This is a genomic window from Xenorhabdus bovienii SS-2004, from assembly GCF_000027225.1.
In the GTDB taxonomy this organism is placed as follows: domain Bacteria; phylum Pseudomonadota; class Gammaproteobacteria; order Enterobacterales; family Enterobacteriaceae; genus Xenorhabdus; species Xenorhabdus bovienii_C.
Genome location: NC_013892.1, coordinates 1 through 26,093 on the forward strand (window position 1 = coordinate 1; position 26,093 = coordinate 26,093).

17 protein-coding genes are annotated in these 26,093 nt (G+C 42.0%); 6 read left to right on the forward strand and 11 right to left on the reverse strand.

Features of this window, described 5'->3' with window-relative positions:
• Positions 1-158 precede the first annotated feature (158 nt).
• From dnaA to XBJ1_RS00030, 6 genes are all read left to right on the forward strand, one after another.
• Positions 159-1,547, forward strand: a complete 1,389-nt coding sequence (dnaA, locus tag XBJ1_RS00005) for a chromosomal replication initiator protein DnaA (RefSeq protein WP_012986629.1) — start codon at positions 159-161, stop codon at positions 1,545-1,547.
• Positions 1,548-1,551: 4 nt separating this feature from the next.
• Positions 1,552-2,652: a DNA polymerase III subunit beta gene (gene dnaN / locus XBJ1_RS00010; RefSeq protein ID WP_012986630.1), complete on the forward strand. Its 1,101-nt coding sequence runs from the start codon at positions 1,552-1,554 to the stop codon at positions 2,650-2,652.
• Between the two features lie 18 nt (positions 2,653-2,670).
• Positions 2,671-3,762 carry a DNA replication/repair protein RecF gene (gene recF, locus XBJ1_RS00015; protein ID WP_012986631.1) on the forward strand — a complete coding sequence of 364 codons (1,092 nt, stop codon included), beginning with the start codon at positions 2,671-2,673 and terminating at the stop codon, positions 3,760-3,762.
• 18 nt (positions 3,763-3,780) lie between these two features.
• A complete protein-coding gene (gene gyrB, locus XBJ1_RS00020; protein ID WP_012986632.1) occupies positions 3,781-6,195 on the forward strand; it encodes a DNA topoisomerase (ATP-hydrolyzing) subunit B in 2,415 nt (804 codons plus the stop codon).
• A 275-nt stretch (positions 6,196-6,470) separates the two neighbouring features.
• Complete coding sequence (locus XBJ1_RS21105; protein WP_143827607.1) at positions 6,471-6,656, forward strand: hypothetical protein; 186 nt, start codon at positions 6,471-6,473, stop codon at positions 6,654-6,656.
• Between the two features lie 349 nt (positions 6,657-7,005).
• A complete protein-coding gene (locus XBJ1_RS00030; protein ID WP_012986635.1) occupies positions 7,006-7,782 on the forward strand; it encodes a hypothetical protein in 777 nt (258 codons plus the stop codon).
• A 95-nt stretch (positions 7,783-7,877) separates the two neighbouring features.
• On the opposite strand, the gene asd is transcribed toward XBJ1_RS00030, so the two are convergent.
• The 11 genes from asd to glmU all read right to left on the reverse strand — a co-directional run bounded on the left by asd (position 7,878) and on the right by glmU (position 26,087).
• The gene (gene asd / locus XBJ1_RS00035) at positions 7,878-8,984 is read right to left on the reverse strand and encodes an aspartate-semialdehyde dehydrogenase (RefSeq protein ID WP_012986636.1); all 1,107 of its coding nucleotides are present in this window, start codon (positions 8,982-8,984) and stop codon (positions 7,878-7,880) included.
• 279 nt (positions 8,985-9,263) lie between these two features.
• Positions 9,264-9,389, reverse strand: coding sequence for a type B 50S ribosomal protein L36 (ykgO, locus tag XBJ1_RS19175; RefSeq protein ID WP_071822412.1), 126 nt, complete (start codon positions 9,387-9,389; stop codon positions 9,264-9,266).
• A 173-nt stretch (positions 9,390-9,562) separates the two neighbouring features.
• Positions 9,563-11,014, reverse strand: a complete 1,452-nt coding sequence (locus XBJ1_RS00040; protein ID WP_012986637.1) for a flavin-containing monooxygenase — start codon at positions 11,012-11,014, stop codon at positions 9,563-9,565.
• Between the two features lie 274 nt (positions 11,015-11,288).
• The gene (locus XBJ1_RS00045; protein ID WP_012986639.1) at positions 11,289-12,530 is read right to left on the reverse strand and encodes an MFS transporter; all 1,242 of its coding nucleotides are present in this window, start codon (positions 12,528-12,530) and stop codon (positions 11,289-11,291) included.
• A gap of 808 nt (positions 12,531-13,338) precedes the next feature.
• On the reverse strand, positions 13,339-14,082 hold the full coding sequence (locus tag XBJ1_RS00050) for a M48 family metallopeptidase (protein ID WP_012986642.1): 744 nt from the start codon (positions 14,080-14,082) through the stop codon (positions 13,339-13,341).
• Positions 14,082-17,171, reverse strand: a complete 3,090-nt coding sequence (locus XBJ1_RS00055; protein ID WP_012986643.1) for a type I restriction endonuclease subunit R — start codon at positions 17,169-17,171, stop codon at positions 14,082-14,084. The genes XBJ1_RS00050 and XBJ1_RS00055 overlap by 1 nt, the downstream gene beginning before the upstream one ends.
• A 45-nt stretch (positions 17,172-17,216) precedes the next feature.
• Complete coding sequence (locus XBJ1_RS00060) at positions 17,217-18,575, reverse strand: restriction endonuclease subunit S (protein ID WP_012986644.1); 1,359 nt, start codon at positions 18,573-18,575, stop codon at positions 17,217-17,219.
• Positions 18,576-18,577: 2 nt separating this feature from the next.
• Positions 18,578-21,037 carry a type I restriction-modification system subunit M gene (locus tag XBJ1_RS00065; protein WP_012986645.1) on the reverse strand — a complete coding sequence of 820 codons (2,460 nt, stop codon included), beginning with the start codon at positions 21,035-21,037 and terminating at the stop codon, positions 18,578-18,580.
• Positions 21,038-21,164: 127 nt separating this feature from the next.
• Positions 21,165-22,406, reverse strand: coding sequence for an ATP-binding protein (locus XBJ1_RS00070; RefSeq protein ID WP_232503295.1), 1,242 nt, complete (start codon positions 22,404-22,406; stop codon positions 21,165-21,167).
• Positions 22,407-22,753: 347 nt separating this feature from the next.
• The gene (gene glmS, locus XBJ1_RS00075) at positions 22,754-24,583 is read right to left on the reverse strand and encodes a glutamine--fructose-6-phosphate transaminase (isomerizing) (RefSeq protein ID WP_012986647.1); all 1,830 of its coding nucleotides are present in this window, start codon (positions 24,581-24,583) and stop codon (positions 22,754-22,756) included.
• Positions 24,584-24,707: 124 nt separating this feature from the next.
• On the reverse strand, positions 24,708-26,087 hold the full coding sequence (gene glmU, locus XBJ1_RS00080; protein ID WP_012986648.1) for a bifunctional UDP-N-acetylglucosamine diphosphorylase/glucosamine-1-phosphate N-acetyltransferase GlmU: 1,380 nt from the start codon (positions 26,085-26,087) through the stop codon (positions 24,708-24,710).
• Positions 26,088-26,093 lie beyond the last annotated feature (6 nt).

Sequence of the window (26,093 nt, forward strand, 5' to 3'; positions counted from 1 at the left end):
CGATCTCTCTATGCGGATCGTTGGGGAGCGATGATAGTCAAAATCGCCACAAGGTACATGCGACCTTCCTCATCATCGGAGGAGTGACGCCTTGTACCCAGTATAACGTATCTATTATTCCGATTTCTTTTATTAGTCTTGTTTTAGGGGAGTTCGCCGTGTCACTTTCGCTTTGGCAGCAATGTCTTGCCCGATTGCAGGATGAGTTACCTGCCACAGAATTCAGTATGTGGATACGACCCCTTCAGGCAGAACTGAGTGATAACACTTTGGCTCTCTATGCCCCCAACCGTTTCGTGCTGGATTGGGTAAGAGAGAAATATATAAACAATATCAATTTGTTATTAAATGATTTCTGTGGTCCTGAAGTACCGTTACTGCGTTTTGAAGTCGGTAATAAGCCTGTTTCACCGAACCAGTCTACATCTCAGAAAATCATTGCCAACATGCCGATAGCTACTGCGCCGTCCAGTTTATCTGTACGCCCAAGCTGGGATAATGCAAAAGCCCAGCCAGAGTTATCCTATCGTTCCAATGTGAACCCAAAACATACGTTCGATAACTTTGTTGAAGGTAAATCCAACCAGCTCGCCAGAGCTGCGGCCCGGCAAGTTGCCGATAATCCGGGAGGCGCATACAATCCGCTGTTCCTCTATGGCGGCACCGGCTTGGGTAAAACTCACCTTTTGCATGCCGTCGGCAATAGCATCATGGCGCGCAAAGCCAATGCAAAAGTGGTATACATGCACTCTGAACGGTTTGTTCAGGACATGGTAAAAGCTTTACAAAACAATGCGATAGAAGAATTTAAACGTTATTATCGCTCAGTGGATGCCCTGCTGATCGATGATATTCAATTTTTTGCGAATAAAGAGCGATCCCAAGAAGAATTCTTTCACACGTTCAATGCCCTGCTGGAAGGTAATCAACAGATTATTCTGACCTCAGATCGCTATCCAAAAGAGATCAATGGCGTCGAAGATCGGTTAAAATCACGTTTTGGCTGGGGGCTGACCGTTGCCATCGAGCCACCGGAACTGGAAACTCGCGTTGCCATTCTAATGAAGAAAGCTGACGAGAACCAAATCCAGTTACCGGGTGAAGTGGCTTTCTTTATTGCCAAACGCCTGCGATCCAACGTTCGTGAGCTCGAAGGCGCTTTGAACAGGGTCATCGCCAACGCCAATTTTACCGGGCGGGCGATTACCATTGATTTTGTACGCGAAGCACTACGTGACTTATTAGCTCTACAAGAAAAGCTGGTAACTATTGATAATATTCAGAAAACAGTCGCTGAATATTACAAAATCAAGGTTGCTGATCTGCTTTCCAAACGCCGTTCACGCTCCGTTGCCCGCCCAAGACAGATGGCAATGGCGCTGGCAAAAGAGCTGACGAATCACAGTTTGCCTGAAATCGGGGATGCCTTTGGTGGACGTGACCATACAACAGTTCTTCACGCATGTCGTAAAATCGAACAGCTGCGTGAGGAAAGTCATGATATCAAAGAAGATTTTTCTAACTTAATCAGAACATTGTCTTCCTAGCGCTATGAAATTTATCATTGAACGTGAGCAATTATTAAAACCCTTACAGCAGGTTAGCAGCCCCTTGGGTGGCCGCCCTACCCTGCCAATCTTGGGCAACTTGTTGTTGCAGGTGACGGAAAGTTCCCTGTTGCTGACAGGCACAGATTTAGAAATGGAAATGAAGGCACGGGTTGCTCTGACTCAGCCGCATGAACAGGGCGCAACAACCATCCCCGCACGTAAATTTTTTGATATCTGGCGAGGGTTGCCGGACGGAGCGGAAATCAGTGTTGAACTGGATGGCGATCGCATTCTGGTTCGCTCTGGCCGCAGCCGTTTTTCACTGTCTACCTTGCCTGCTTCAGATTTTCCTAATCTTGATGACTGGCAGAGCGAAGTCGAATTTTCTCTGCCACAGGCAACACTGAAACGTCTGATTGAATCCACCCAGTTTTCAATGGCACATCAGGATGTCCGCTATTACTTAAACGGCATGCTGTTTGAAACCGAAGAGGAAGAACTGCGTACCGTTGCAACAGACGGCCACCGTCTGGCAGTTTGCTCTATGAATATCGGCCAGAACCTGCCTTCCCATTCGGTGATCGTTCCCCGTAAAGGCGTCATTGAATTGATGCGGCTGCTCGATGGCGGCGATAGCCTGCTGCAATTGCAGATTGGCAGCAATAACATTCGCGCGCATGTCGGTGATTTCATCTTCACATCAAAGCTCGTGGACGGGCGCTTTCCTGATTACCGCCGCGTACTGCCCAAAAACCCAGATAAAACGCTGGAAGCAAACTGTGACGTGCTTAAGCAGGCATTTTCACGGGCGGCGATTTTATCCAACGAAAAATTCCGTGGTGTTCGTATCTATTTAAGCGAAAACCAACTCAGAATTACCGCAAACAACCCGGAACAGGAAGAAGCGGAAGAGATTGTCGATGTCAGCTACCAAGGCACTGAAATGGAAATTGGCTTCAATGTCAGCTATGTGCTGGATGTCCTGAATGCATTGAAATGCGAGCAGGTAAGTCTCTTGCTGACAGATGCCACCTCCAGTGTGAAAATAGAGAATTCAGCCAGTCAGGCCGCGACTTATGTCGTGATGCCTATGCGCCTGTAACCACATTGACTCATTGTTATGATTCTCTCGCGTTTGCTGATCCGCGATTTTCGTAATATCGCGGATGCCGATCTGACTTTGGCAACCGGTTTTAATTTTCTGGTTGGGCCAAATGGCAGTGGTAAAACAAGTATACTGGAAGCCATTTATACATTGGGCCATGGGCGGGCTTTTCGCAGCATTCAGGCGGGAAGGGTGATCCGCCACGATTGTGAAGAATTCATTCTTCATGGGCGGCTGGAACAGCAATTCCACGAACGGATCTTGGCGGTAGGGCTGAGTAAAAATCGTCTGGGTGACAGCAAAGTCAGGATCGATGGCAGTGACGGGCATAAAATTGCCGAACTGGCGAAAATGCTGCCGATGCAACTTATCACGCCAGAAGGTTTTACGCTGCTAAACGGGGGTCCTAAATACCGCCGCGCTTTTATTGACTGGGGCTGCTTTCACAATGAGCCGCGTTTTTTTACTGCCTGGGTCAACCTGAAAAGGCTGCTCAAACAGCGAAATGCGGCGTTGCGGCAAGTAACCCGCTATGGCCAAATCCAACACTGGGATCGCGAACTTGCACCGCTAGCGACTGAAATAAGCCAATGGCGGGCTGAATACATTGCAGGTATTGCTGAAGATATCGAGAAAACCTGCAAACAATTTTTACCTGAATTCACCCTCAGCATCAGCTTCCAGCAGGGCTGGGACAAAGAGAGTGAATATGCAGAACTGCTCGCGCGGCAATTCGAGCGCGACAGAACGTTAACCTACACAGCTTCCGGCCCCCATAAAGCCGATCTACGGATCAGGGTGGACGGCACACCAGTAGAAGATATGCTCTCCCGTGGTCAGTTGAAATTACTGATGTGCGCGTTGAGGTTAGCGCAGGGTGAATATTTCACCCGACAGAGCGGGCAAAAATGCCTGTATCTGCTTGATGATTTTGCTTCTGAACTGGATGCCGGCCGTCGTCAACTGTTAGCCGAGCGTCTAAAATCTACGCAAGCTCAGGTATTTGTCAGTGCAATCACGCCTGGGCAAGTTACAGACATGATTGATGTAAATAGCAGGATGTTTCGCGTAGAACATGGCAAAATCGAGGTTCAACCACAGGATTAAGATGAGCGAGAAACGTTGATGTCGAATACATATGACTCCTCAAGTATCAAGGTATTAAAAGGGCTGGATGCCGTCCGTAAACGTCCAGGCATGTATATCGGTGATACCGATGATGGTACAGGCCTGCACCACATGGTCTTCGAGGTTGTTGACAACGCTATCGACGAAGCCCTCGCAGGTCATTGTGACAAAATACTTGTCACCATCCATACAGATAACTCTGTTTCTGTTCAGGATGATGGCCGCGGTATTCCTACCGGCATACACGAAGAAGAAGGTGTTTCAGCAGCGGAAGTCATCATGACCGTGCTGCATGCGGGGGGTAAATTCGATGACAACTCCTATAAGGTTTCCGGTGGTCTGCATGGTGTAGGGGTTTCTGTTGTTAACGCCTTATCTGAAAAACTGGAACTAATTATCCGTCGGGACGGCAAAGTCCACGAACAAACCTACCAGCATGGGGTTCCACAGGCGCCGTTGAAAACGGTCGGAGATACTGAGCAGACTGGGACAACTGTCCGTTTCTGGCCAAGTATGGATACGTTCAAGCTCAACACCGAATTCGAATATGATATTCTGGCGAAACGCCTGCGTGAGCTGTCATTCCTGAACTCCGGCGTTTCCATCCGTTTAGTCGACAAACGCACTAATGCAGAAGACCATTTCCATTATGAAGGTGGTATCAAGGCGTTTGTTGAATTCCTGAGCCGCAATAAAACGCCTATTCACCCCAATGTCTTCTATTTTTCCACGGAAAAAGACGGTATCGGCGTGGAAATTTCCATGCAATGGAATGACGGTTTTCAGGAAAACATTTACTGTTTCACCAACAACATTCCTCAGCGCGATGGGGGAGCCCATTTGGTTGGTTTCCGTGCCGCGATGACTCGTACCCTCAACAGCTACATGGATAAAGAGGGTTACAACAAAAAATCCAAAATTAATGCCACAGGTGATGATGCCCGCGAAGGCTTGATTGCGGTTATTTCTGTCAAAGTCCCTGATCCGAAATTCTCTTCCCAGACTAAAGACAAGCTGGTTTCTTCTGAAGTGAAGACTGCGGTTGAAACCCAGATGAATGAGAAGCTGGTAGAATACCTGCTGGAAAACCCGAACGATGCCAAAACGGTCGTCGGCAAAATCATTGATGCCGCTCGTGCCCGTGAAGCAGCGCGTAAAGCCCGTGAAATGACCCGCCGCAAAGGCGCACTGGATCTGGCAGGTCTGCCGGGCAAACTGGCTGACTGTCAGGAGCGTGATCCTGCTCTGTCCGAACTCTATCTGGTGGAAGGTGATTCTGCGGGAGGGTCAGCAAAACAGGGGCGCAACCGTAAAAATCAGGCGATTCTGCCCCTGAAAGGTAAGATCCTGAACGTTGAAAAAGCGCGTTTTGACAAGATGTTGTCTTCACAGGAAGTCGCAACGTTAATCACCGCACTGGGCTGCGGTATTGGCCGTGATGAATACAACCCGGACAAACTGCGTTATCACAGCATTATCATCATGACCGACGCCGATGTTGATGGTTCCCATATCCGTACCCTGCTGCTGACGTTCTTTTACCGCCAGATGCCTGAGATCATTGAACGTGGCTATGTCTATATCGCCCAGCCACCTCTGTACAAAGTGAAAAAAGGCAAACAAGAGCAATACATCAAAGATGACGATGCCATGGAAGCATACCAGATGTCGATTGCACTGGATGGCGCATCTCTCTACACCAATCAGTACGCACCAGCACTGAAAGGCGAAGCGTTGGAAAAACTGGTCACTGAGTTCAATGCCAGTAACAAAATCATTAAACGCATGGAACGCCTGTATCCGCAAGCTTTACTGAATAATCTGATTTACCACCCGACATTGACCGAAGATGCCTTGAACGATCAGGCAAAAGTGGAAGAATGGGTGAGTACGCTGGCTATTAGTCTAAATGATAAAGAGCAGAATGGCAGCACTTACAGTTATCAAATCCACGAGAACCGTGAGCGTCAGATTTATGAGCCGGTTCTGTGTATCCGTACACATGGCGTTGATACCAACTACAATCTGGATTTCGATTTCATCCACGGGGGCGAATACCGCCGCATCACCAAGCTGGGAGAATTGATTGGCAACCTGATTGAAGAAGGTGCATACATTGAACGTGGCGAACGCCGTCAGTTAGTCAGTAATTTTGAACAGGCATTAGAATGGCTGACTAAAGAGTCCCGCCGTGGCCTTTCCATCCAGCGTTATAAAGGTCTGGGAGAAATGAACCCTGATCAATTGTGGGAAACCACCATGAACCCAGAAACCCGCCGTATGATGCGTGTAACAGTGAAGGATGCTATTGCTACCGACCTACTGTTTACGACTCTGATGGGAGATGCGGTTGAACCTCGCCGTGCATTTATCGAAGAGAATGCACTGAAAGCGGCAAATATTGATATCTAATAAAACAAAATATTATACCCAATGAGTATGACCACATTCCAATCGGGAATGTGGTCATTAAACTCAGATAGGCTTCTTCCTGCCAAAGTTATCTCCAGCTATTACCATCGCCCTTCAAAAATTATACTGGACAAAAAAGATATTCCATTTACACTATAGAAATAGCTATTTATACGATAAACCATTCCATAAATACATAATAATAAGTAATAATAACCCAGATTACTATTCACTTCATATAAACTCATCCTTTACAATCTGAAGGGGTTTTTATCATGCTAAAAATAACAAATTCTTTTGATGGTTATATTCATAAAACATCAACAAGCAGTCTATCAAGATCAAAATCCTTCAATACTCTTCCACCTGATAACATATTAAGTATAAATATAAACAGAAACAATCCAAGATTAATTAATGAATTTATCCCTGTGGTCAGAGAAACCAATAAAGAAAAATGAATGAATGAATGAAATTAATAATATTCATAATACTATTATAAAAGATAGATGGTTTTCTCATATTGAAAACATTAATAACCAAAACAAGACCATACAGAAAATCAGAGAGAGAAAGTCATTATGGGATATGAGATGCCATACAACAAATAGAATGCTTTTGAAAATTAAATATAAATTATCTGAACCCAATATGGAATATGACGAAACATGCACTTACTTTATTCTTTACATTGACATAGCCCCCCATCGGAGCTATGTTATTTAAAGGCTATAATAGTTCAAATAAATTCAATAAATTAATTTATAAAAAGAGTACAGCATGACAGTTTACAAGTGAAGGAATTTAATTATGCTAAAACGAAACAACTCCTTTAAGGATTATATATCAAAGATTCAATCCGAATCTTTATCTCGCTCAAAATCTTTCCATTCATTACCACCTGATAATATTTTGAAAGCAAACGTTAATTACAACAATCCCAGATTGATTAATGGATATATTCCTACAGTCAGAGAAACCAGCCTAGAAGAGATAATTAATGCTGTTAAGCATATTTACAAATCAATTAAGGAAGACAGATGGACTAGTCATATTAAAAATGTGACTGAAAGAAAAAATGAAATATTCCAAAAAAATCAAAAAACACGTGAAGATGCATGGGATATGAGATGCTGTATGACAGATAATCTTTTAGAAAAACTACAGGGAATTTTAACCATTTTATTAAAAAATGGTTACTTTAAAACTCATGCTTATTTTGTGTGTTACATTAATACACAACCAATCGGAGTCATGTTATTAAAAAAGTATAACTCTTTATATAGCAGAGGAACAGCATACTATCCTGAGGTTAATTTTATTATCAATCATCCAGGCATCCAGAATTGCGCCTATTTATTGATGGAAAAAGCAGTAAATACTTCCTATAAAATAGGTTATCAAGGGAAATTAAAATTGACACTTGCAACAGGTGAACTCTCTTCAAAAGTTTATCAAAAGATGGGGTTTACTCATATTAAAGGGGATGAGAATATGAAAATGGAATTAAACCCAAATGGAAACAGTGTCTGGTATCTAAGCCCCAGTTATGGCGGTTATTTTTTTACAGGGATCCGCCGAGATTAATGATGATACAAATTATTCAATGCAAACTCTAACCGCCAATTTATTGGTTGAATTGGCGGTTTATTTTCACGAACCTAATAACAATTCCGTTCTTGCTACAACAAAATACGCAACATCCGGCGCAACGGCTCAGCCGCTCCCCATAGAAGCTGATCACCCACGGTAAAAGCGGATAGGTATTCCGGCCCCATATTCAGTTTACGCAAACGACCCACCGGCGTATTCAATGTGCCAGTCACCGCAGCGGGTGTCAGCTCTCGCATTGTCAGTTCACGATCATTCGGAATGACACGAACCCAATCATTATGGGAAGCCAACAGCGTCTCAATTTCATGGATCGGAATATCTTTTTTCAATTTCAGGGTGAATGCCTGACTATGGCAACGCAATGCCCCGATGCGGACACATAAGCCATCAATTGGTATTACATTGCTGCCCGTGTTTAAGATCTTGTTAGTTTCCGCCTGACCTTTCCACTCTTCGCGACTCTGCCCATTTTCCAATTGCTTATCAATCCACGGGATCAAGCTTCCCGCCAGAGGTACGCCAAATTGATCTGTCGGCAATGCACCACTGCGGGTAAAATCCGTGACACGTTTTTCAATATCCAAGATTGCGGAAGCCGGATCTTGCAACTCATCTGCAACTTGATTATGCAGCATTCCCATTTGCACCAGCAGTTCACGCATATGGCGGGCACCACTACCAGAAGCTGCCTGATAGCTTGATACCGATGCCCACTCGATCAGATCATTGGCAAATAATCCGCCCAATGACATCAACATCAAGCTAACGGTACAGTTCCCGCCAGCAAAGGTTTTGATGCCTTTATTCAGGCTGTTTTGAATATGTTGATGGTTAATCGGATCGAGAATAATGGTAGCATCATCACTCATACGCAGGGAAGATGCGGCATCAATCCAATATCCCTGCCAGCCGGTTGCTTTCAGCTTGGGATAAATTTCATTGGTATAATCCCCGCCCTGACAGCTAATGATGATATCCAACGCACTTAGTGCCCCAATATCAAAAGCATCCTGTAATACACCTGATTTTCCTGCAAATTCCGGGGCAGAAAGCCCGTGTTGGGAAGTCGTGAAAAAAACCGGATTTATTTCATCAAAATCCCGCTCTTCCAACATCCGCTGTACCAATACTGAGCCGACCATGCCACGCCAGCCGATAAAACCTACATTTTTCATCATGCTTACCCTATCTTGAAAGATGTTTATCAGACACACTGATATCATTAAAGCTGACAAAATATGGCGAAAGGTGCAAGTAAATTTATGTCCTACAGTACTATCATTTGAGCAGCAATGCGTTTGCCGTTTTTAAACCATATCGCGGTGGGTTCACAAATGTCAGACACTCATTCTCCAGCAGGAATTGGTACTCCAAGTTTTGGGGATCTTAAAAAAGGTAAGGGTGTTAAAAGACTACAGAAAAAATGTAGGTTTCTGATCACCGTTTCTTTTTATTCATACCTGAACTGCTTTAAGACGCGGATTAGTTTTACAAATGACATATACACGGCCACGGAGACGAACAATCTTACAATCAGGATGTCGTTGCTTTGCTGTTTTCAATGAACTCAATACCTGCAAAATCCTTTTTATTTGTTGCCCAAAAATGAGTGGCTCAGTGTGGCGCCAGTTGCTTGCCCACGGGCTTTAAATCCCTAGGGTTTATCGGGCTGCTCACACTGTGCCAAATCTAATCATGTTTACATGGTAATCAATTTTCAAGATACAACGGCTTACGGCGGATTTAGCTAAAACTACATCCATCTAAGTGCTGAATCTTCTACCGGCTGTTTTTCCAATACCTCTTTATCCTTTTTATAATCATGTGAAACATACCAATTCGGGCTGCGCCCCTGACGAGGAAGACCTTCATCACCTCGCCTCACATAACCCGATTGTAGCTCGCCAAAAATGTTTTCGTGTTTCAACATTTCATCCGGCTGAGCATAAGCTGTCACAGATTTAGCACCTCGACGATCCATCTCTTTCAATAATCGGCAAACATAATCTGCGGATAGATCCACTTTCAATGTCCAAGAACTGCTGATATAGCCAAACAGATAGGCAAAATTCGGAATATCCTGTATCAACGTTCCCTTGTAGAGCATACGATTATTGCCCTGTAGTTTTTGCTCATCAATAGAAATTTCAATTCCACCAAGAGGGAGTAATTTCAGACCAGTAGCAGAAACGATGATATCCGCCGGCAGCTCCTTACCAGATTGCAGTAAAATTCCATTTTCAGTAAAGCGTTTAACCTGGTCGGTCACAATAGAGGATTTGCCTTCTTTCAGTGACTTTAAAAAATTACCATTGGGGATCACACACAACCGTTCATCCCAAGGCATGTACTTTGGTGTAAGGTGATTCATATTAAAACTTGGCCCAACCCTTTTGCGGGCTGACGACAATAAAAACGATTTCAACAACGTAGGTAAATATCGGCTGGTTTTATAAAGTAAACGGTGAATAAAGATATTACGATTTCGGCTAAATGAGTAAACCCAGCGTTTTGGCATAAATTTACTTAAAAACTCAGCGATTTTATCTGTTCCGGGTACAGACAAATAATAACTGGGGGAGCGCTGTAGCATAGTGACATGTTCGGCAATATTTGCCATTGTTGGAACTAACGTGGCTGCTGTCGCTCCACTACCAATAACAACAACCCGTTTCCCTTTATAGTCTAGTCCTTCAGGCCAATGCTGGGGATGAATAACGGGCCCTTTGAAATCCTCAATACCGGGGAATTCAGGTAGATACGCTTCATCATAGTTGTAATAACCCGTCGCCGCGACCAGATAATTACAGGTAAAGGTTCGAGTTTCTCCACTCGCCTCCTCAACAGCGGTAATGCTCCATTGGTTAGTCGTGCCAGACCAGTCCGCATTAGTAATTTTTAACCCAAACTGAATTTTTTTATCAATTCCATACTCTTTTGCCGTTTTATTGACATAATTTTTAATTGACTCGCCATCGGCAAAAACACTGGTTTCAGACCAAGGCCGGAATTTATAACCAAAAGTCATCATATCTGAATCTGAACGGATGCCCGGATAACGAAATAAATCCCAAGTCCCTCCGATAGCATGACGGCGCTCTAAAATAATCACCTTTTTATCGGGACATTCTCTTGTTAAATGACATGCCATACCAATACCAGCAACCCCGGCTCCCATGATCAAAACATCATACTGGTTACTCATAATTGTCTCTCCTACAAGGTTCTCTTTTAATAAAATAAGTCTCCCTCAATAAAGACATATTATTTTTTATTCAATAGGACAACCATTTGTATTTATGAGATAGGAGTATCATGGTTAGAGACAGGGAATTATTGCTACCGATCAGACGCATGGCTAAAGCAACCTGAATATGACCAGTAAAATGAGAACTGTTTTTGAAATACATTTTCTCTCCGAGATACTGTACTAAACTTTTTTAATTCAATTCATTACATCAACAGAATCAAAATCACCATTAACTAACAGAACGCGGATATAGTTTTTCATAATATCCATCCAACGATTCACTGCTCATCTTGCAAAGATGCATAAAATTAGGCGTTTTAATAATCAAAATAGAACAGAATAACAATATCAATGACATGCCAAGCAGAATGCTGTTAACACTTAGAAACTGGATACTGTAAGTAGAAAATAACATTCCCAATGGAATGGGAATAATGCACAGAGATAAAAATACAGATTCCATGGAGTGCCTTTGTGAAGAAGGCGTTGCCGTCATCCTGATAGATGTTGTGTTTATGTTATAAATAACAACGCCAATACCTGCAATCAACATGGATATATTGATATGAATATTTGACTGCGATATGGATACGCCGAAAATACCCAGTGAAACTAAAATAGTTCCAGTCAATGATGCATAACCTTTACCGAGTATCTGATTGAAAAATTTTACTAAAACGCTACTCCCTAAGAACATTCCCGCACCAAAGAAAAACTCAGCTATCCCCAAGTCAAATGCACCTAGTTTCATCGTATCGATGATCAAAAAAGGAATAAAGTAAGAAACTAATGGGACGATGACAAAATTAAAAATACCCGAAATTGCACCTAACCTTAATTCTGTAGGGTTGTTCTTTAAGATCTTTAAACTTACCTTTGATGTATCCGCTTTTTTTTCTGATGGCATCATAGAAACCCAAAGAAAACCTAAGAAAGAGATGACGACACTGCAAAATACAATGACGAGTATATGCCCATATGCAAGATAACTAATTAATATTCCAGAGATAGCCGGGCCTGATACAACGTTCAGTGAACTGACCAACCCTCTAGCCCTGAAAGCAAGATCGGTGTTTGTATTATGCAATATTCGGCTGATGATACTGTTTCCAATCGGTTGGGTCAGTATAGAGAACAGAGATGTGATGATAAAAAATATTCCCCAGTAAAAGTAGTTTTTACTTTCAATAAAGTACAGGCTGGAGATAATAAGTAAGCTTAAAATACAGAATGAAATCAAATAGAATTTAGTTGAAAACTTGTCACCATATAAACCGAAAGCAAGCAAAGTAAGCACCTGCAATGCCCACGATATAAAAAGAAAATAGCCTAACTCAACGACTAATCCGAGTTGATTAAGCATAACCCATGTAAACAACATTCCTATTGTTTTAATGGAGATAGTGAATAAAACATCACTGACTTGGTATATAACAAAATTAGTGACACTATATTTTTTCATCAAACTCATTATCAAATTTTCCCTTTACTTCATTGAAGCCTGTTACTGCATTTATGATTTTAATTAATCCTAAAAAGTAGAATTTTTAATCAAAATCCTTCCAGTAAAATAAACATTTACTAAGTTTAACAAACTAAAAAAATATTAGATAAAAAATGATAAAATAATGAGTTATAAAATTTAAAACACAAATATCTTTTAAAGACATAACAGCAGATAGATAATTATGCTATCATAGATGGATTTAATTATAAAGATAAATATTTTATTTTCATATTATGATGTAAATTAGGTAAAGTACAAAAATACATAAAATAAAAATAACTGCAAAAGAAATAACTACTACCAATATATCTGTAAAAATAATAAATAACGTAACAAATAAAACTAAAATTACCATTGCACTAACAATAATCCAGAAAGACTCTTCGGGACACTCTAAAAATAAATCTTTTAACCAGCCGTAATTAAACTTTTTTTATTTTTATTCGAAACCATTTATTTACTCCAAATTAATATAATTAACTAAATTAATAATATTAATTGCATTAATTATTTTACTAATAAGGATAACATCTTTTAATAGGATAATACAAGGCGGATTAATATTTATAGCATCGGCAATTAATTTACTTGTTAGCCTCAGTTTTAAAGATGATTCTTCTAAGAATATGAGTATTCATAAAAGAAATTCTCTTGTAATGCTGATGAGTAATTAACCACATTTTTACTGTTGCAAGGGGAAGATGATTTAAATATTACCTGAATATTTTGGCCACTATAAAGCGCTATACACAGCACATTGAGCATCACAATCTTAATCGGAGATATCTAGTAAGGCTACACAGGGAGTCACCCACTCATCATTAGACAGTGGCAAAATACTTAATAACCTTTTCCTTTCTCTCCAATCAGGTAAATAGCCGTCCATATAAGTCATAAATCGCTCATTATGTTTGCGCTCTAAAAGATGCACTAGTTCATGAACCAAAATAAATTCCAGACACTCCAGTGGTTTTTTTGCCAATTCTAAGTTTAGCCAGATACTGCCAGAAACAGTATTACAGCTACCCCATTTGGTTTTCATTTTTTTGATGCCCCATGACGAAGGCATCACACCAATAATGGGTTGCCAGTGCATTAACAGCTTTTCTATTCGTTCTTTTAAAGCTGCTCGATAATAATCTGAAAGTACCTGTGCTTTTTTCTCAAATGGAGCACCATAAGGAACATAAAGATAAATCTTTTCTCCACTGGTCTTAACTTGTTGCTTACCGACATGCTCAACAATATTTAAACGATGCCGCCTTCCCCAAAGGTAGTGGCATTCGCCATTAACCATCTCACGTTCTGACTGGCGTGGCTGGCGTGCGAAATCCTGCTGCTGTTTTTTAATCCAGGGGATGCGGCTGATCACCGCCATTCGAATGGCGGTATCACTCATATGCATCGGTGCTGATATCCGTACAAGTCCATCAGGAGGCAATACGCTGATATGCAGGTTCTTTATCGCTTTGCGATTGAGCTGCATATCTATTTTGCCAATCGTCAACTGTGCCATCAGCGGTAGTCTCTCTGCGCTTTAGCAAGTTCCATTATCTTATCAATATCCACTTTATATTCGGCAGTTTCGTCACGAAGTGCATTCGCGATTTCACGTTCTTTAAATCTGTCATTTACCCAATCTGCTTTTTTCGTATCACGTATTGTTTTGTCAATGCAGATTGCCAGATCCGTATTCTGATCGAAATTATCATAAAACGCCCGTTTAGGAGGGGTATCAATATCAGGTGGATAAGCGGCAGTGTTCTGATTCGGGCGAACAACTTTTTTAGCGAGATCACGGATTTTTTCCAGATACTCCTGATAGTTTAGTGCATTTTGACGACGTAAAGCGATCAACTCATCCAGCAAAACAGACATATGTTCGTAATATCTCGGGTTAACAGGGTTCTCATCAACAATCGTTTTACGTACGTTATTTTCTATTGTTTCTGCCATCGCCTCGGGATCTTTACGTATTCCCTCAGGTAAATCCTCTCCCACTGCCGCACCTTTCTGAATAATAAGTTCCAAAAGACCAATTTCTTCAAAATCTATGAGAACTTCACTGTCGTCCGCCCGGATATACATATCTATAAGACTACGCATCGCCGGTTCGTAACGTTTCATTTCAACCTTATCTTTGCTGGCGAGTTTAATCTCGTCACGTACTTTTTCATAATGAGCGACTTCTGCACGGATTTTCTCCATCTGTGCAGGAGAATATCCAGCAATGGTCATTTCATTGGCAATATTTGCGAAAGCACGCAACAGCTTTGCTACACACTGATATAGTGCCAAACGTAACGCTTCTTTTTCAGACAGCAATTCAGGATCAGCTCCCGATTCACAGCAAAAATAGTGAATATAATCTATCGTGTTACGTGGAGCTTTAACGGGTTCACATAACGCTCTAACCATCTCCAATGCCGCATCCAGATTTAATCTGGCTTGTTCCAGACGATTTTTCAACAGCCCATCGATATCCTTCTTGTCGTATCCGTCAAATACCTCTTTGGTATAATCGGATATCGCTTTATTCAGGGAACGGAACAAATCTTTATAATCAATAATATAGCCATATTCTTTGTCATCTCCATCCAGACGGTTAACTCGGCAAATGGCCTGGAATAAATTATGGTCAGACATGTGTTTATCAATATAAAGATAAGTCGCGGAAGGCGCATCAAAACCTGTCAGCAATTTATCTACCACGATAAGTAAACGCATTTGTCCTGGCTCATCAATAAATTGCTGTTTTACTTTCGTTTCAAACTCTTCAACCCGGTTAGCAACTTTATCTTCTGGTTGTTCAAAATAATCAGCCAGCATTTTACGATAAGTTTTATATTTAGCTAGCTGCTCTGTCAGGCCTTCTCCCGTTTCTTCTCCTTTAATACTTGCAGAGTCTGGCTTATAGCTGGTGATAATTGCTACTTTCCCAGCAAGATCTGTTTGGCTGAACAAATCGTAAACGGTACAAGCTTGATGAATGCTGGAGCAAACCAACATGGCATTTCCTCGTCCATCCATCAGGCGTGGACGTTTCATCATATCCAGCCTGATGTCCATAACGATCATTTCCAAACGAGATTTACTGGAAAGAACCTTCTGCATTGTTCCCCATTTCTGCTTCAACTGGGTTTTGCCCAAACGGGACAACCCTTGTGTATTAGCTTCAAACCATTCATCGATTCTTTTTTGCGAAGTCAGATACTGATCAATATCACGGGCTTCATAACGCAAATCCAGTATTACACCATCAGAAACAGCTTCATCGAACTTATATGTATGAATAAAACTACCAAATACTTCAATGGATTTTTTCTTGTCTTTTTTCATTAAAGGTGTACCGGTAAAACCAATAAACACGGCTTCCGCTAATATAGATTTCATCGCATCATGCAATTTACCGGATTGAGTCCGGTGACATTCATCAACAAATACAAACAGATCACCTTTCGCTCTGAAATCACTCGGCAATGATTTTTTGAGTTCTTTGATGTATTCATCCGTTGCTGCATCGTCTTCTGCTTCAGACCGATGACCAAATTTATGTACTAAAGAACAAATCAGCCACGGATTTGGCCGATTAAGATTGAAAATCAGATCTGCACCACTTTTAGTGCGATAAATATTTTCTTCTACCCCAGTAAAAACTTTTTCGATCTGTGCATCCAATTCAGTGCGGTCGGTGACAATCAACACGCGGCTATTTGGCACATTTTCCCGTATCCATTTTGCCAGCCAAACCATAGTCAGGCTTTTTCCTGAACCTTGTGTATGCCAAATAATGCCACCTTCGCGTTGGAGAATACGTTTTTTTGCAGCCTCAACACCAAAGAATTGATTATGACGACAAGCTTTCTTAACACCTGCATCAAACACAATAAAATCGTGAATTAATTGTAGAAAACGTGGTTTGCTGCAAATTCGGCTGAGGTGAAAATCCAAACGATAGGGGTAAGGGTTATCAATCCTTTCTTTCCATTCCAGATAATATTTTTCAGGTGTACCAATAGTACCGTAGCTCAATCCTTGTGTGTCATTCCCTGCCATCACCAGTTGCATGGTGCTGAAAAAGTCACGGATGAACTCTTTTTTCTGGTTATCCAGATTCTGACGAATACCTTCTGAAACGGAGACACTTGAACGCTTCAGTTCGATAATTCCCAAAGCAATGCCATTTACATACAGGACGATATCCGGACGTTTTTTATTTTCTCCTTTAATGGAGACTTCTTCAGCAATGGCAAAATCATTGGCTTCTGGGTTGTGCCAGTCAATCAACCAAATAGTCTGATGCTGCTCACCCACATCTTCTTTTTCTTTAATGCCATAACGCAACAAATTATAGACATTTTTGTTGGCATGATAGAGCTTATTCCCATCGCCCAGCGCGGCGGTATTAATCAACTGACGCAACACACGGCCAATCAATGTGCCACTGATTCCCCGCTTTTTTAACCATGCAGTCAGTATATCTACGTCAATATTCTTATTGTCTCTGTCCTGTAAATTTCCCAGATAGCGGTAACCTAATTCCGTCTGGAAAAATTTGACAATGCGATCTTGAGTTACGCGTTCGCGCTGGCCTACGGTGCTCATTCCTTTCTTACCTTAACGTTGGTTATTCCGATTCAGTTAATTTTCTTATATCAGACGAGTTTTACCAGTGAGTAGCTCTTGCATCATACCTTGTTTAATTTGACGAGTTTTTCCCAGTCTCTGTTTAAGTGCTTGAATTTCTGTATCCATATCCAAGAGGATTGTGGCGATGGTGGTTTGTTCTTCAATATTTGGAGCTATGAAGTTAAAGTTAACAAAATCTTTTTGGTATAAGTGCGTAATTGTCGAACCAGCGGTAATACCTTTCATAAATTCATTAAATATCTTTGATGTAAGAATATAAAACAGATACCTAGGATGGAAGGCATTATTTTTAGGTCGTATAACAAATACTCCACTATTTAATGTTGAAGGAAGCCTAAGAAACTCTACGTAACCCACCTTTCCTATTGTTCCATCTTTCGTAATAAGAACATCATCTTCTTTTAATTGTATGTTTGAGTCTTGTTTATAACGCCATTCACTAACATACCAGCAATCTTCCCATTTAACTGTGCCTGCATCAAAATTCGTTCCAGTAACCAGATAATACTCACCAGTCTCTAAATACTCTTTAGTTGTTAACGCTTGCCACCCTATGCGTGCTTTTAGTACAGCATCTTTACCAATAGAAATTGGATTCCAATCCTCTGGTATTTCCCTTAATTCGCTTCGCTTGTATCCTTTTTTCGAACCATCTTCACGAAAAGCAAACTGCGGCAGGCGAGTACGGCCTGTTAGTAACTGTTGCATGGTTGCAATTTTGATGGCTTGTTTTTTGGCTAGCAGTTTTTCCAGCTCACTGATTAGGCCATCGACATCAGATAAGATGTTGGCAATAGTAGTTTGTTCTTCATAACAAAAAGGTAAAGCAACTAAAAACTCTCTTACGCCTTCAGTCGTTAAATTTGTAAATACGCCCCCATGTGTAGCTGAATTATTAAATTTCTCACGCTGAGTCGAAAAAAAGTGATAAAGATAATCGATAGATATATTTTTTGATACTTTTGTTAGAGCTAAGAAACCATCGTGTATACATGCATCAATAGCTAATATTGAAGGTATACCGACATTACCTGAACACACTAATGTCAGAGTTCCCCTTAGACATGGCCTACTTAATTTAGCACCGGCTTCGGTAAGCGAATCGACGATAGGAGTAACAAACTTTCCATCTCGTGTAACATCTTCAACCATAAGACGAGGAATCTTTCCATCGTAATAGCGTTTGTCACCTTTTGGTCTTGGGCTGGCTCCTCTTATAACATTAGCAAGTTCACCAATGCTTTTAACCACCCAAGCCTCAGGTATCACTCCAGCTTCCGTTTGCTTATATCCAATAGGCAAAGTATTCCCTACCGATTCAGCCAAATATTTAGAATTGCCCTCTGCTATCTGATTCATTGTTATAATACCCATTCCAAACCCATAGCCTTCAGATTATCTGCCACTTTGCTACTCAAACTATCCACCGATTTACTAATTGTTGGCAGCGATTCGGCATAGCGTTCTTCCAATTCTCTGACACGGTTTGTCAATTGTTGAGTTACACGCTCAATCTCAGCCTGAATATTAGCTTCCAATGTTGCTAGCCATTTCTTATCCACCACCAACGTTTTGATCTCATCATCAGTAAGTTTTGAGTATTGCTTAAGTACCGATAAATCCAGCGCTTCCTGATATTTTTTCAGCTCTTTTTTAGCGTCTATTTCAGCGTCAAATAGCTCTTTTGCCTGTTTCAGTACTGTTTTTTCTTCATTGTCGGTTGCCAGTTTCAGGCGAGCAGTAATACTTGCTTTGGTCACTTTATCTTTGTCATTCAGGGCATCATTCAGCAGGCCATCATCGCCGCTGTTTTCTTCGATATAGTTTTCTAGCGCTTGTGTTGCATTATCCGCATCAATTTGTAATTGATCGATTTTTACCTGCTGCCCTGCAAAGTAATTCTGGATAATCAATGCCGGAGGAATAATTTCAGCTTTATACTTAGTTTTCTTGATCACAAAATCCGGTGTTTCTTTCAGTTTTTCAGCTTGTTTTACTACCAGCTCACGTACCTTTTTACCCGCTGCCCAATCATCTTGTACCAGCACATAAACATCATCCTGCATCGTCTCTGCCCAATAATCCATCAGGATCTGGTAAACATCGTACTTACTCAGTAGAGGCACTGACTCATAGTTAATCAATAAATATCCACTAATGTCATTAAGTAACTCTTTTGGATTATCGCTACGATGAATTTCTTTTAGTGCAGCGGATTGACACCATGCGGCAAACGGTTTTAGGCTTTGTTCCGCAAAAGTTTTAAATTCAGTATGGTTGAGAATAGTATCTTTGACCTGATTGGCTTCCACCAAGCTGTGGCTGTATCCTTCGCGCTCCGTTGCAAATAATGTAGAGCGAATGCCGGGGAAAACATTCCAGTATTTATCCAGCACATCAATATCACGGTTAGGAATCCCCCCTTGCAGATGAGCGCTGAGATCGTGCAAATCTTCCGGTTCACTACTGTCGATATAACGAGGGATATTGAGGTTGTAGTCGTTCGCTACAATCTCTTTGAATTCAACTGTTCGGCTAAAACGTGGCAATGTTTTCTGTTGAGTAAAAACTTCAACGATTTTATAGATATCCTGACTACGCAAGCGGTTTTTATTACCGTCTTTTATAAAATCACGGCTTGCGTCAATCATAAAAATATCACGCCCACGGGTTACTTTCCCTTCTGCATCAAAATCAGCAGAAATGGCATCCTGCTTATCTAGCACAATAATACAGGCCGGAATACCTGTGCCATAAAACAGGTTTGCCGGAAGACCAATAATACCTCTAATGTAACCCTGCTTTATCAGGTTTTCACGAATCAGGGATTCAGCATTACCACGAAACAATACACCGTGAGGCAAGATTACAGCCCCTTTACCTGTACTTTTCAGGCTCTTGAGGATGTGCAATAAAAAGGCATAATCACCGTTTTTCTCTGGTGGAATTCCCCAACCAAAACGACCAAATTCATCTTCTCTCGGGTTAATACCACTGGTCCAGTTTTTATTAGAAAAAGGAGGATTTGCTACGGCGAAATCAAAAGTTTTAAGCTGTCCTTTATCATCTTTAAATACAGGAGAGGCAATGGTGTTACCCTGCTGAATACTATGAACATCAGATTCATGACCATGCAGAATCATATTCATTTTTGCCAGTGATGAAGTAGTCACATCCATCTCCTGACCAAAGATACTTAACCCACGCGGTGCTTCATCACTCGCTTTAAGAAGCAGAGAACCGGAACCACAGGTCGGGTCGTATACAGAAGCATCACGCGGAGTTTTATCGTTTATTCCTATAATCTTTGCCAGAACTAACGAAACTTCCGCAGGAGTATAAAACTGTCCTTTTGATTTGCCAGATTCAGTTGCGAAGTGGCGCATCAGATATTCGTAGGCATCACCCATCAAATCATCGCCACCAGCATAATTATTGGAGAGATCCAACCCTTCAAAAATACCGACTAATTTGGAAAGGCGGTCAATCATCTCTTTGCCTTTACCAAGCTTTTCTTCATCGTTAAAGTTGGCAACATCAAACATGGTTCCCAACCCGTTTTCATCAGCTAATTTGCGGATAATCTTATTGATTTCATCGCCAATGTCTTTTTTGCCCTTCAGGGCAACCATATCATCAAAACCAGCACCTTCAGGAATAACAATAATGCCGTAACGATCATTCTTGTACTTATCGGACACATACTTCATAAACAGCATGGTCAGCACGTAGTCTTTGTACTGGCTGGCATCCATACCGCCACGCAGCTCATCGCAGCTAGCCCACAATGAGGAATAGAGTTCGTTCTTTTTGATTGCCATGAGGAGGTCTTTACTTCTTCTGTCAGGTTAATGATTGTATAACACAATAATTATAATCGGTTGTGTAATGTACTTTGAGATATTATTCACTGATGTTTAAAATGACACTGTCTAACTACGGTTTCATCTACTCCTTCCACAACGCATTCATCGGCACCGCATACGTATTTGGTACTTGGCTTATCGGTAAGCAGTTATTCCCTGTATAAAGCATTATTCCGCCTTGCCAATCATCGCCAGATAGTGAGGCCAACTTAGCTAAACCAGCCCCGTCTTTAGGTTGAATGCTGGCGGCTTTTTTCACTTCAACACCCCAAACTTTTTTCCCATCTTCAATCACCAAATCAACTTCAACTTGGTCTTTATCTCTGTAGTGAGAAAAAAATAGTTCATGTTCGATCCAACCCGATTGGCAAATCAGTTGCTGCACCACGAAACTTTCTAATACTGCGCCGAAATCACTACTAAAATCATACCAATCATTGGTACGTAATTTAGTCAAAACACACGCTAAACCGGAATCGATTATGTGGATCTTCGGTGTTTTCAACAATCTCTTAGCATGGTTTTTATGCCACGCAGGTAAACGACGGACTAAAAATAAACGCTCCAATATAGTGATGTATTTATCAACAGTGTCTCTCTGGAGTCCTAAATCTTTCGATAACCCACTAATATTCAGTAAGTTCCCTGTACGAAGCGCGAGAATTTTGATAAGACGAAGCAGTTCTTCTTCGTCGCGGATTGCTGCAATATCTTTGACATCTCGTTGAATAATGGCATTAAGATACTGTTTATGCCACTGACGAGCTCTCGCCTCTGTTCGGGTGTTGGGTTCTGGGTAACCACCTTGTACTACAGCATCCGCTATTCCCTCTAGTTGAGCTTGTTCTCCCTTAATGGATGGTGAAATACGATTGGATAGCAATTTTTCAAGTAGCGTCACAGATGAATACTGTTTTTCTTGTTCAGACAAGGGTTGTAGATAAGTCACTTCAACACGTCCAGCCAATGACTCCTGAACTCCCGGCAGTAATAACAAGTTGGCAGAGCCTGTAAGAATGAAACGCCCTGATGTTCTATTAGTATCAACTACTGCTTTTAATGCAGGCAAAATTTCCGGTACTCTCTGTACTTCATCAAGTGTCACTCGCTCAGGTAATCCTTGAACAAACCCTAAGGGATCGCTTTTTGCAGCATTCAATAGCGTACTATCATCAAAAGTAATATACGCTCTCCCCGACTCTAACTCTTTTACCAGTGTGGTTTTTCCTACCTGACGAGGCCCCAATAAACACACCACTGGTGTATCTGTTAACGCCTCTTTAAGCTTGGGAGCTATAAGCCTAGGATATCGTTTGTTATTCAATGTGATTATACCCATTAACTATTATATTAAGGATGATGGCAACCGACTATTTGCTGGTTATTGTAGCGACTATTTGATGGTTTTGCATCCGTCTGTTTGTATTTTTAATATCCGACTAATTGCTGTTTTAAAATGCAATAATTATTAAAAAATATCATATTAGAATTTGATTAATATATATATTTTTTTACAAATTATATCATTCAAAAATTAAACAAAATTATACATCCATCCTATAAATCTTCACAAAAAACCATAAAAAAATCCGGTCAGCGTTTGCATAACCGGATTTAAGAGACGTTTTCAGTTTTAATGTACGCAGCCACTAACAGCGTACTATATCGGCATTACTCCACCGTCACCGATTTCGCCAAGTTACGTGGCTGATCAACATCAGTTCCCTTGATCAAGGCAACGTGGTAAGACAACAATTGCAGTGGAACGGTATAGAAGATCGGCGCGATCAGATCTTCCACGTGTGGCAGGGAGATGATCTTCATGTTTTCGCTGTTGGTAAAACCTGCATCCTGATCAGCGAACACATATAGCTGGCCGCCACGGGCGCGGACTTCTTCGATGTTAGATTTCAGTTTTTCCAGCAGTTCATTGTTTGGTGCAACAATGATCACTGGCATATCCGCATCGATCAATGCCAACGGGCCATGTTTCAATTCACCGGCAGCATAGGCTTCCGCGTGAATGTAAGAGATCTCTTTCAGTTTCAGTGCGCCTTCAACCGCGATCGGGTATTGATCGCCACGTCCAAGGAACAGGGCATGATGTTTCTCAGAGAAATCTTCTGCCAGTGCTTCAATGACTTTGTCTTTCGACAACATGCTTTCAATGCGGCTTGGCAATGCTTGCAGTGCGTGGACAACATCTTGTTCTAATGCTGCGTCAGCACCTTTCAGGCGCCCCATGTAAGCCACCAGCATCAATAATACGGTCAGCTGGGTGGTAAATGCTTTGGTAGATGCAACGCCGATTTCTGCTCCTGCTTTGGTCATCAGGGCAAAGTCTGATTCACGTACCAGAGAGGAACCGGCAACGTTACAGATGACCAGCGAAGTCAGATAGCCCAGTTCTTTGGATAAACGCAGTGCAGCCAAAGTATCAGCCGTTTCACCAGACTGAGACAAGGTGATCAGCAAACTTCCCTTACGACGTGCTGGCTTGCGGTAACGGAATTCAGAGGCGATTTCCACATCACAGGGAATACCTGCCAAAGATTCAAACCAGTAGCGTGAAACCATGCCCGCATTGTAAGACGTACCGCAGGCAACGATTTGAATGTGTTCAACCTGAGACAGTAATTCTTCAGCATTGGCACCCAGTTCTGACAGATCTACCTGACCATGACTTAAACGCCCTTCCAGCGTGCTCTTAATTGCCATCGGTTGTTCGTAGATCTCTTTTTGCATGTAGTGACGGTAAATACCTTTGTCACCTGCATCATACTGAACGTTGGATTCAATCTGCTCACGCTCAACGGCTGCACCTGTGACATCAAAGATGCGAACGGTACGACGGGTGATTTCAACGATGTCACCCTCTTCCAGATAGATAAAGCGGCGAGTCACCGGTAATAGCGCCAGTTGATCAGATGCGAGGAAGTTTTCACCAACGCCAAGGCCAATCACCAGCGGGCTGCCTGAACGAGCGGCCACCAGCACGTCAGGATGACGGCTGTCCATAATTACGGTGCCATAAGCGCCACGCAATTGTGGGATCACACGCTGAACCACTTCCAACAACGAACCACCCTGTTTCTGTTCCCAGTGAACAAGATGGGCGATGGTTTCGGTATCTGTATCAGAAAAGAAGGTATAACCGCGCTCTTTTAATAATTCACGCAGTTCTTCATAGTTTTCAATAATGCCGTTATGTACAACCGCAATATGTTCAGAAACATGAGGATGGGCATTGAGCTCATTCGGCTCACCATGCGTCGCCCAACGAGTATGAGCGATCCCCGTACCACCAGTGACAGGCTGTTTACCTGCTTCATCAGCCAGCATCTGTACTTTGCCGACTTCACGCAGACGGGTCATACCGTTTTCACTGTCAACCACAGCCAAACCGGCTGAGTCATAACCACGGTATTCCAGGCGACGAAGACCTTCGATCAGTATTTCTGCAATATCACGTTGTGCTACTGCACCAACAATTCCACACATGTGTTTTATTCCTAAAAACAGGGCTAATAAAAGCCCCTTTTATGTCGCCAACCTGATTGTGTTCCGGCTTTGCCGGTCCCCGAGCTTTGTAGAAGTGGGGATTATTTTTATGAATATCTATTTTTTATTTTTTCTTAACAGGACGTTGCCAGCCCTGAATATGAGTTTGTTTCACGCGGCTGATGACCAGTTCATTTTCAGCTACGTCTTTTGTTACTGTGGTGCCTGCGCCAATGGTCACACCTTTAGCTACTGTGACTGGTGCAACAAGCTGGGTATCGGAACCCACAAACACATCATCACCGATGATGGTTTTAAATTTATTGGCACCATCGTAATTACAAGTGATCGTTCCCGCACCAATATTCACATTATTGCCGATTTCAGAATCGCCCAGATACGTCAGGTGACCCGCCTTGGAACCTTTACCAAGGGAGGTTTTTTTCATTTCCACAAAATTGCCAACGTGTGCTTTTTCCGCCAGTTTAGACCCCGGACGTAAACGAGCAAAAGGCCCAACCGTACATTCGGCAGCAATTTCAGAATCTTCGATCACAGTATAAGGGCTGATGACAGTGCCATCACCGATGGCGCAATTTTTCAAAATGCAGCCCGATCCAATATGTACGTTATTTCCCAATGCAACATGACCTTCGATAATGACATTGGTATCGATAACCACATCACGGCCATGTTCTAATGTACCGCGAAGATCGAACCGTGCAGGATCCAGTAGCATTACACCTGCCAGCAATAATTTTTCTGCTTGCTCTGATTGGTAAATACGTTCCAGTGCGGAAAGCTGAAGGCGATTGTTAACCCCTTCCATCTCACTTAAACGGCTCGGGTGAACGGCTTTGATTTGACGCCCTTCTTTGTGGGCCAGAGCAATAATATCGGTAATGTAGTATTCACCCTGAGCATTGTTGTTATCCAGCTGGGATAACCAACGTTTCAAATCACCGCCATTTGCCACCAAAATACCCGTGTTGATTTCGTTGATTTTACGCTGCTCGTCAGTTGCATCTTTCTGTTCGATAATCCCGGCCACTTCGCCATTTTCACGAATGATACGGCCATATCCGGCAGGATTATTCAAAATAGCAGTCAATAAGCCAATACCGCCTTCAGGTTTGATTTCCACCAGACGCTCTAATGTGTCTTGAGCGATCAAAGGAACATCACCATAGAGCATCAGAATGTCTTCATCATCTGCAAAATATGGCGCTGCCTGCTGCATTGCATGACCAGTTCCAAGCTGTTCCGCCTGTAGTACCCAATTAAGGTTTTGATTGGAGAGAGTCTGCTTCATCAGATCACCACCATGCCCATAGACCAGATGAACATTTTGGGTACCCAACGCCATTGCGGTGTCAATAACATGCTGAACCATCGGTTTACCGGCCAGCGAGTGCAGAACCTTGGGGAGAGCAGAATACATGCGCGTGCCTTTGCCAGCGGCAAGGATCACAACACTTTTTGCGCTATTTGCACTAATAGACATAATAAA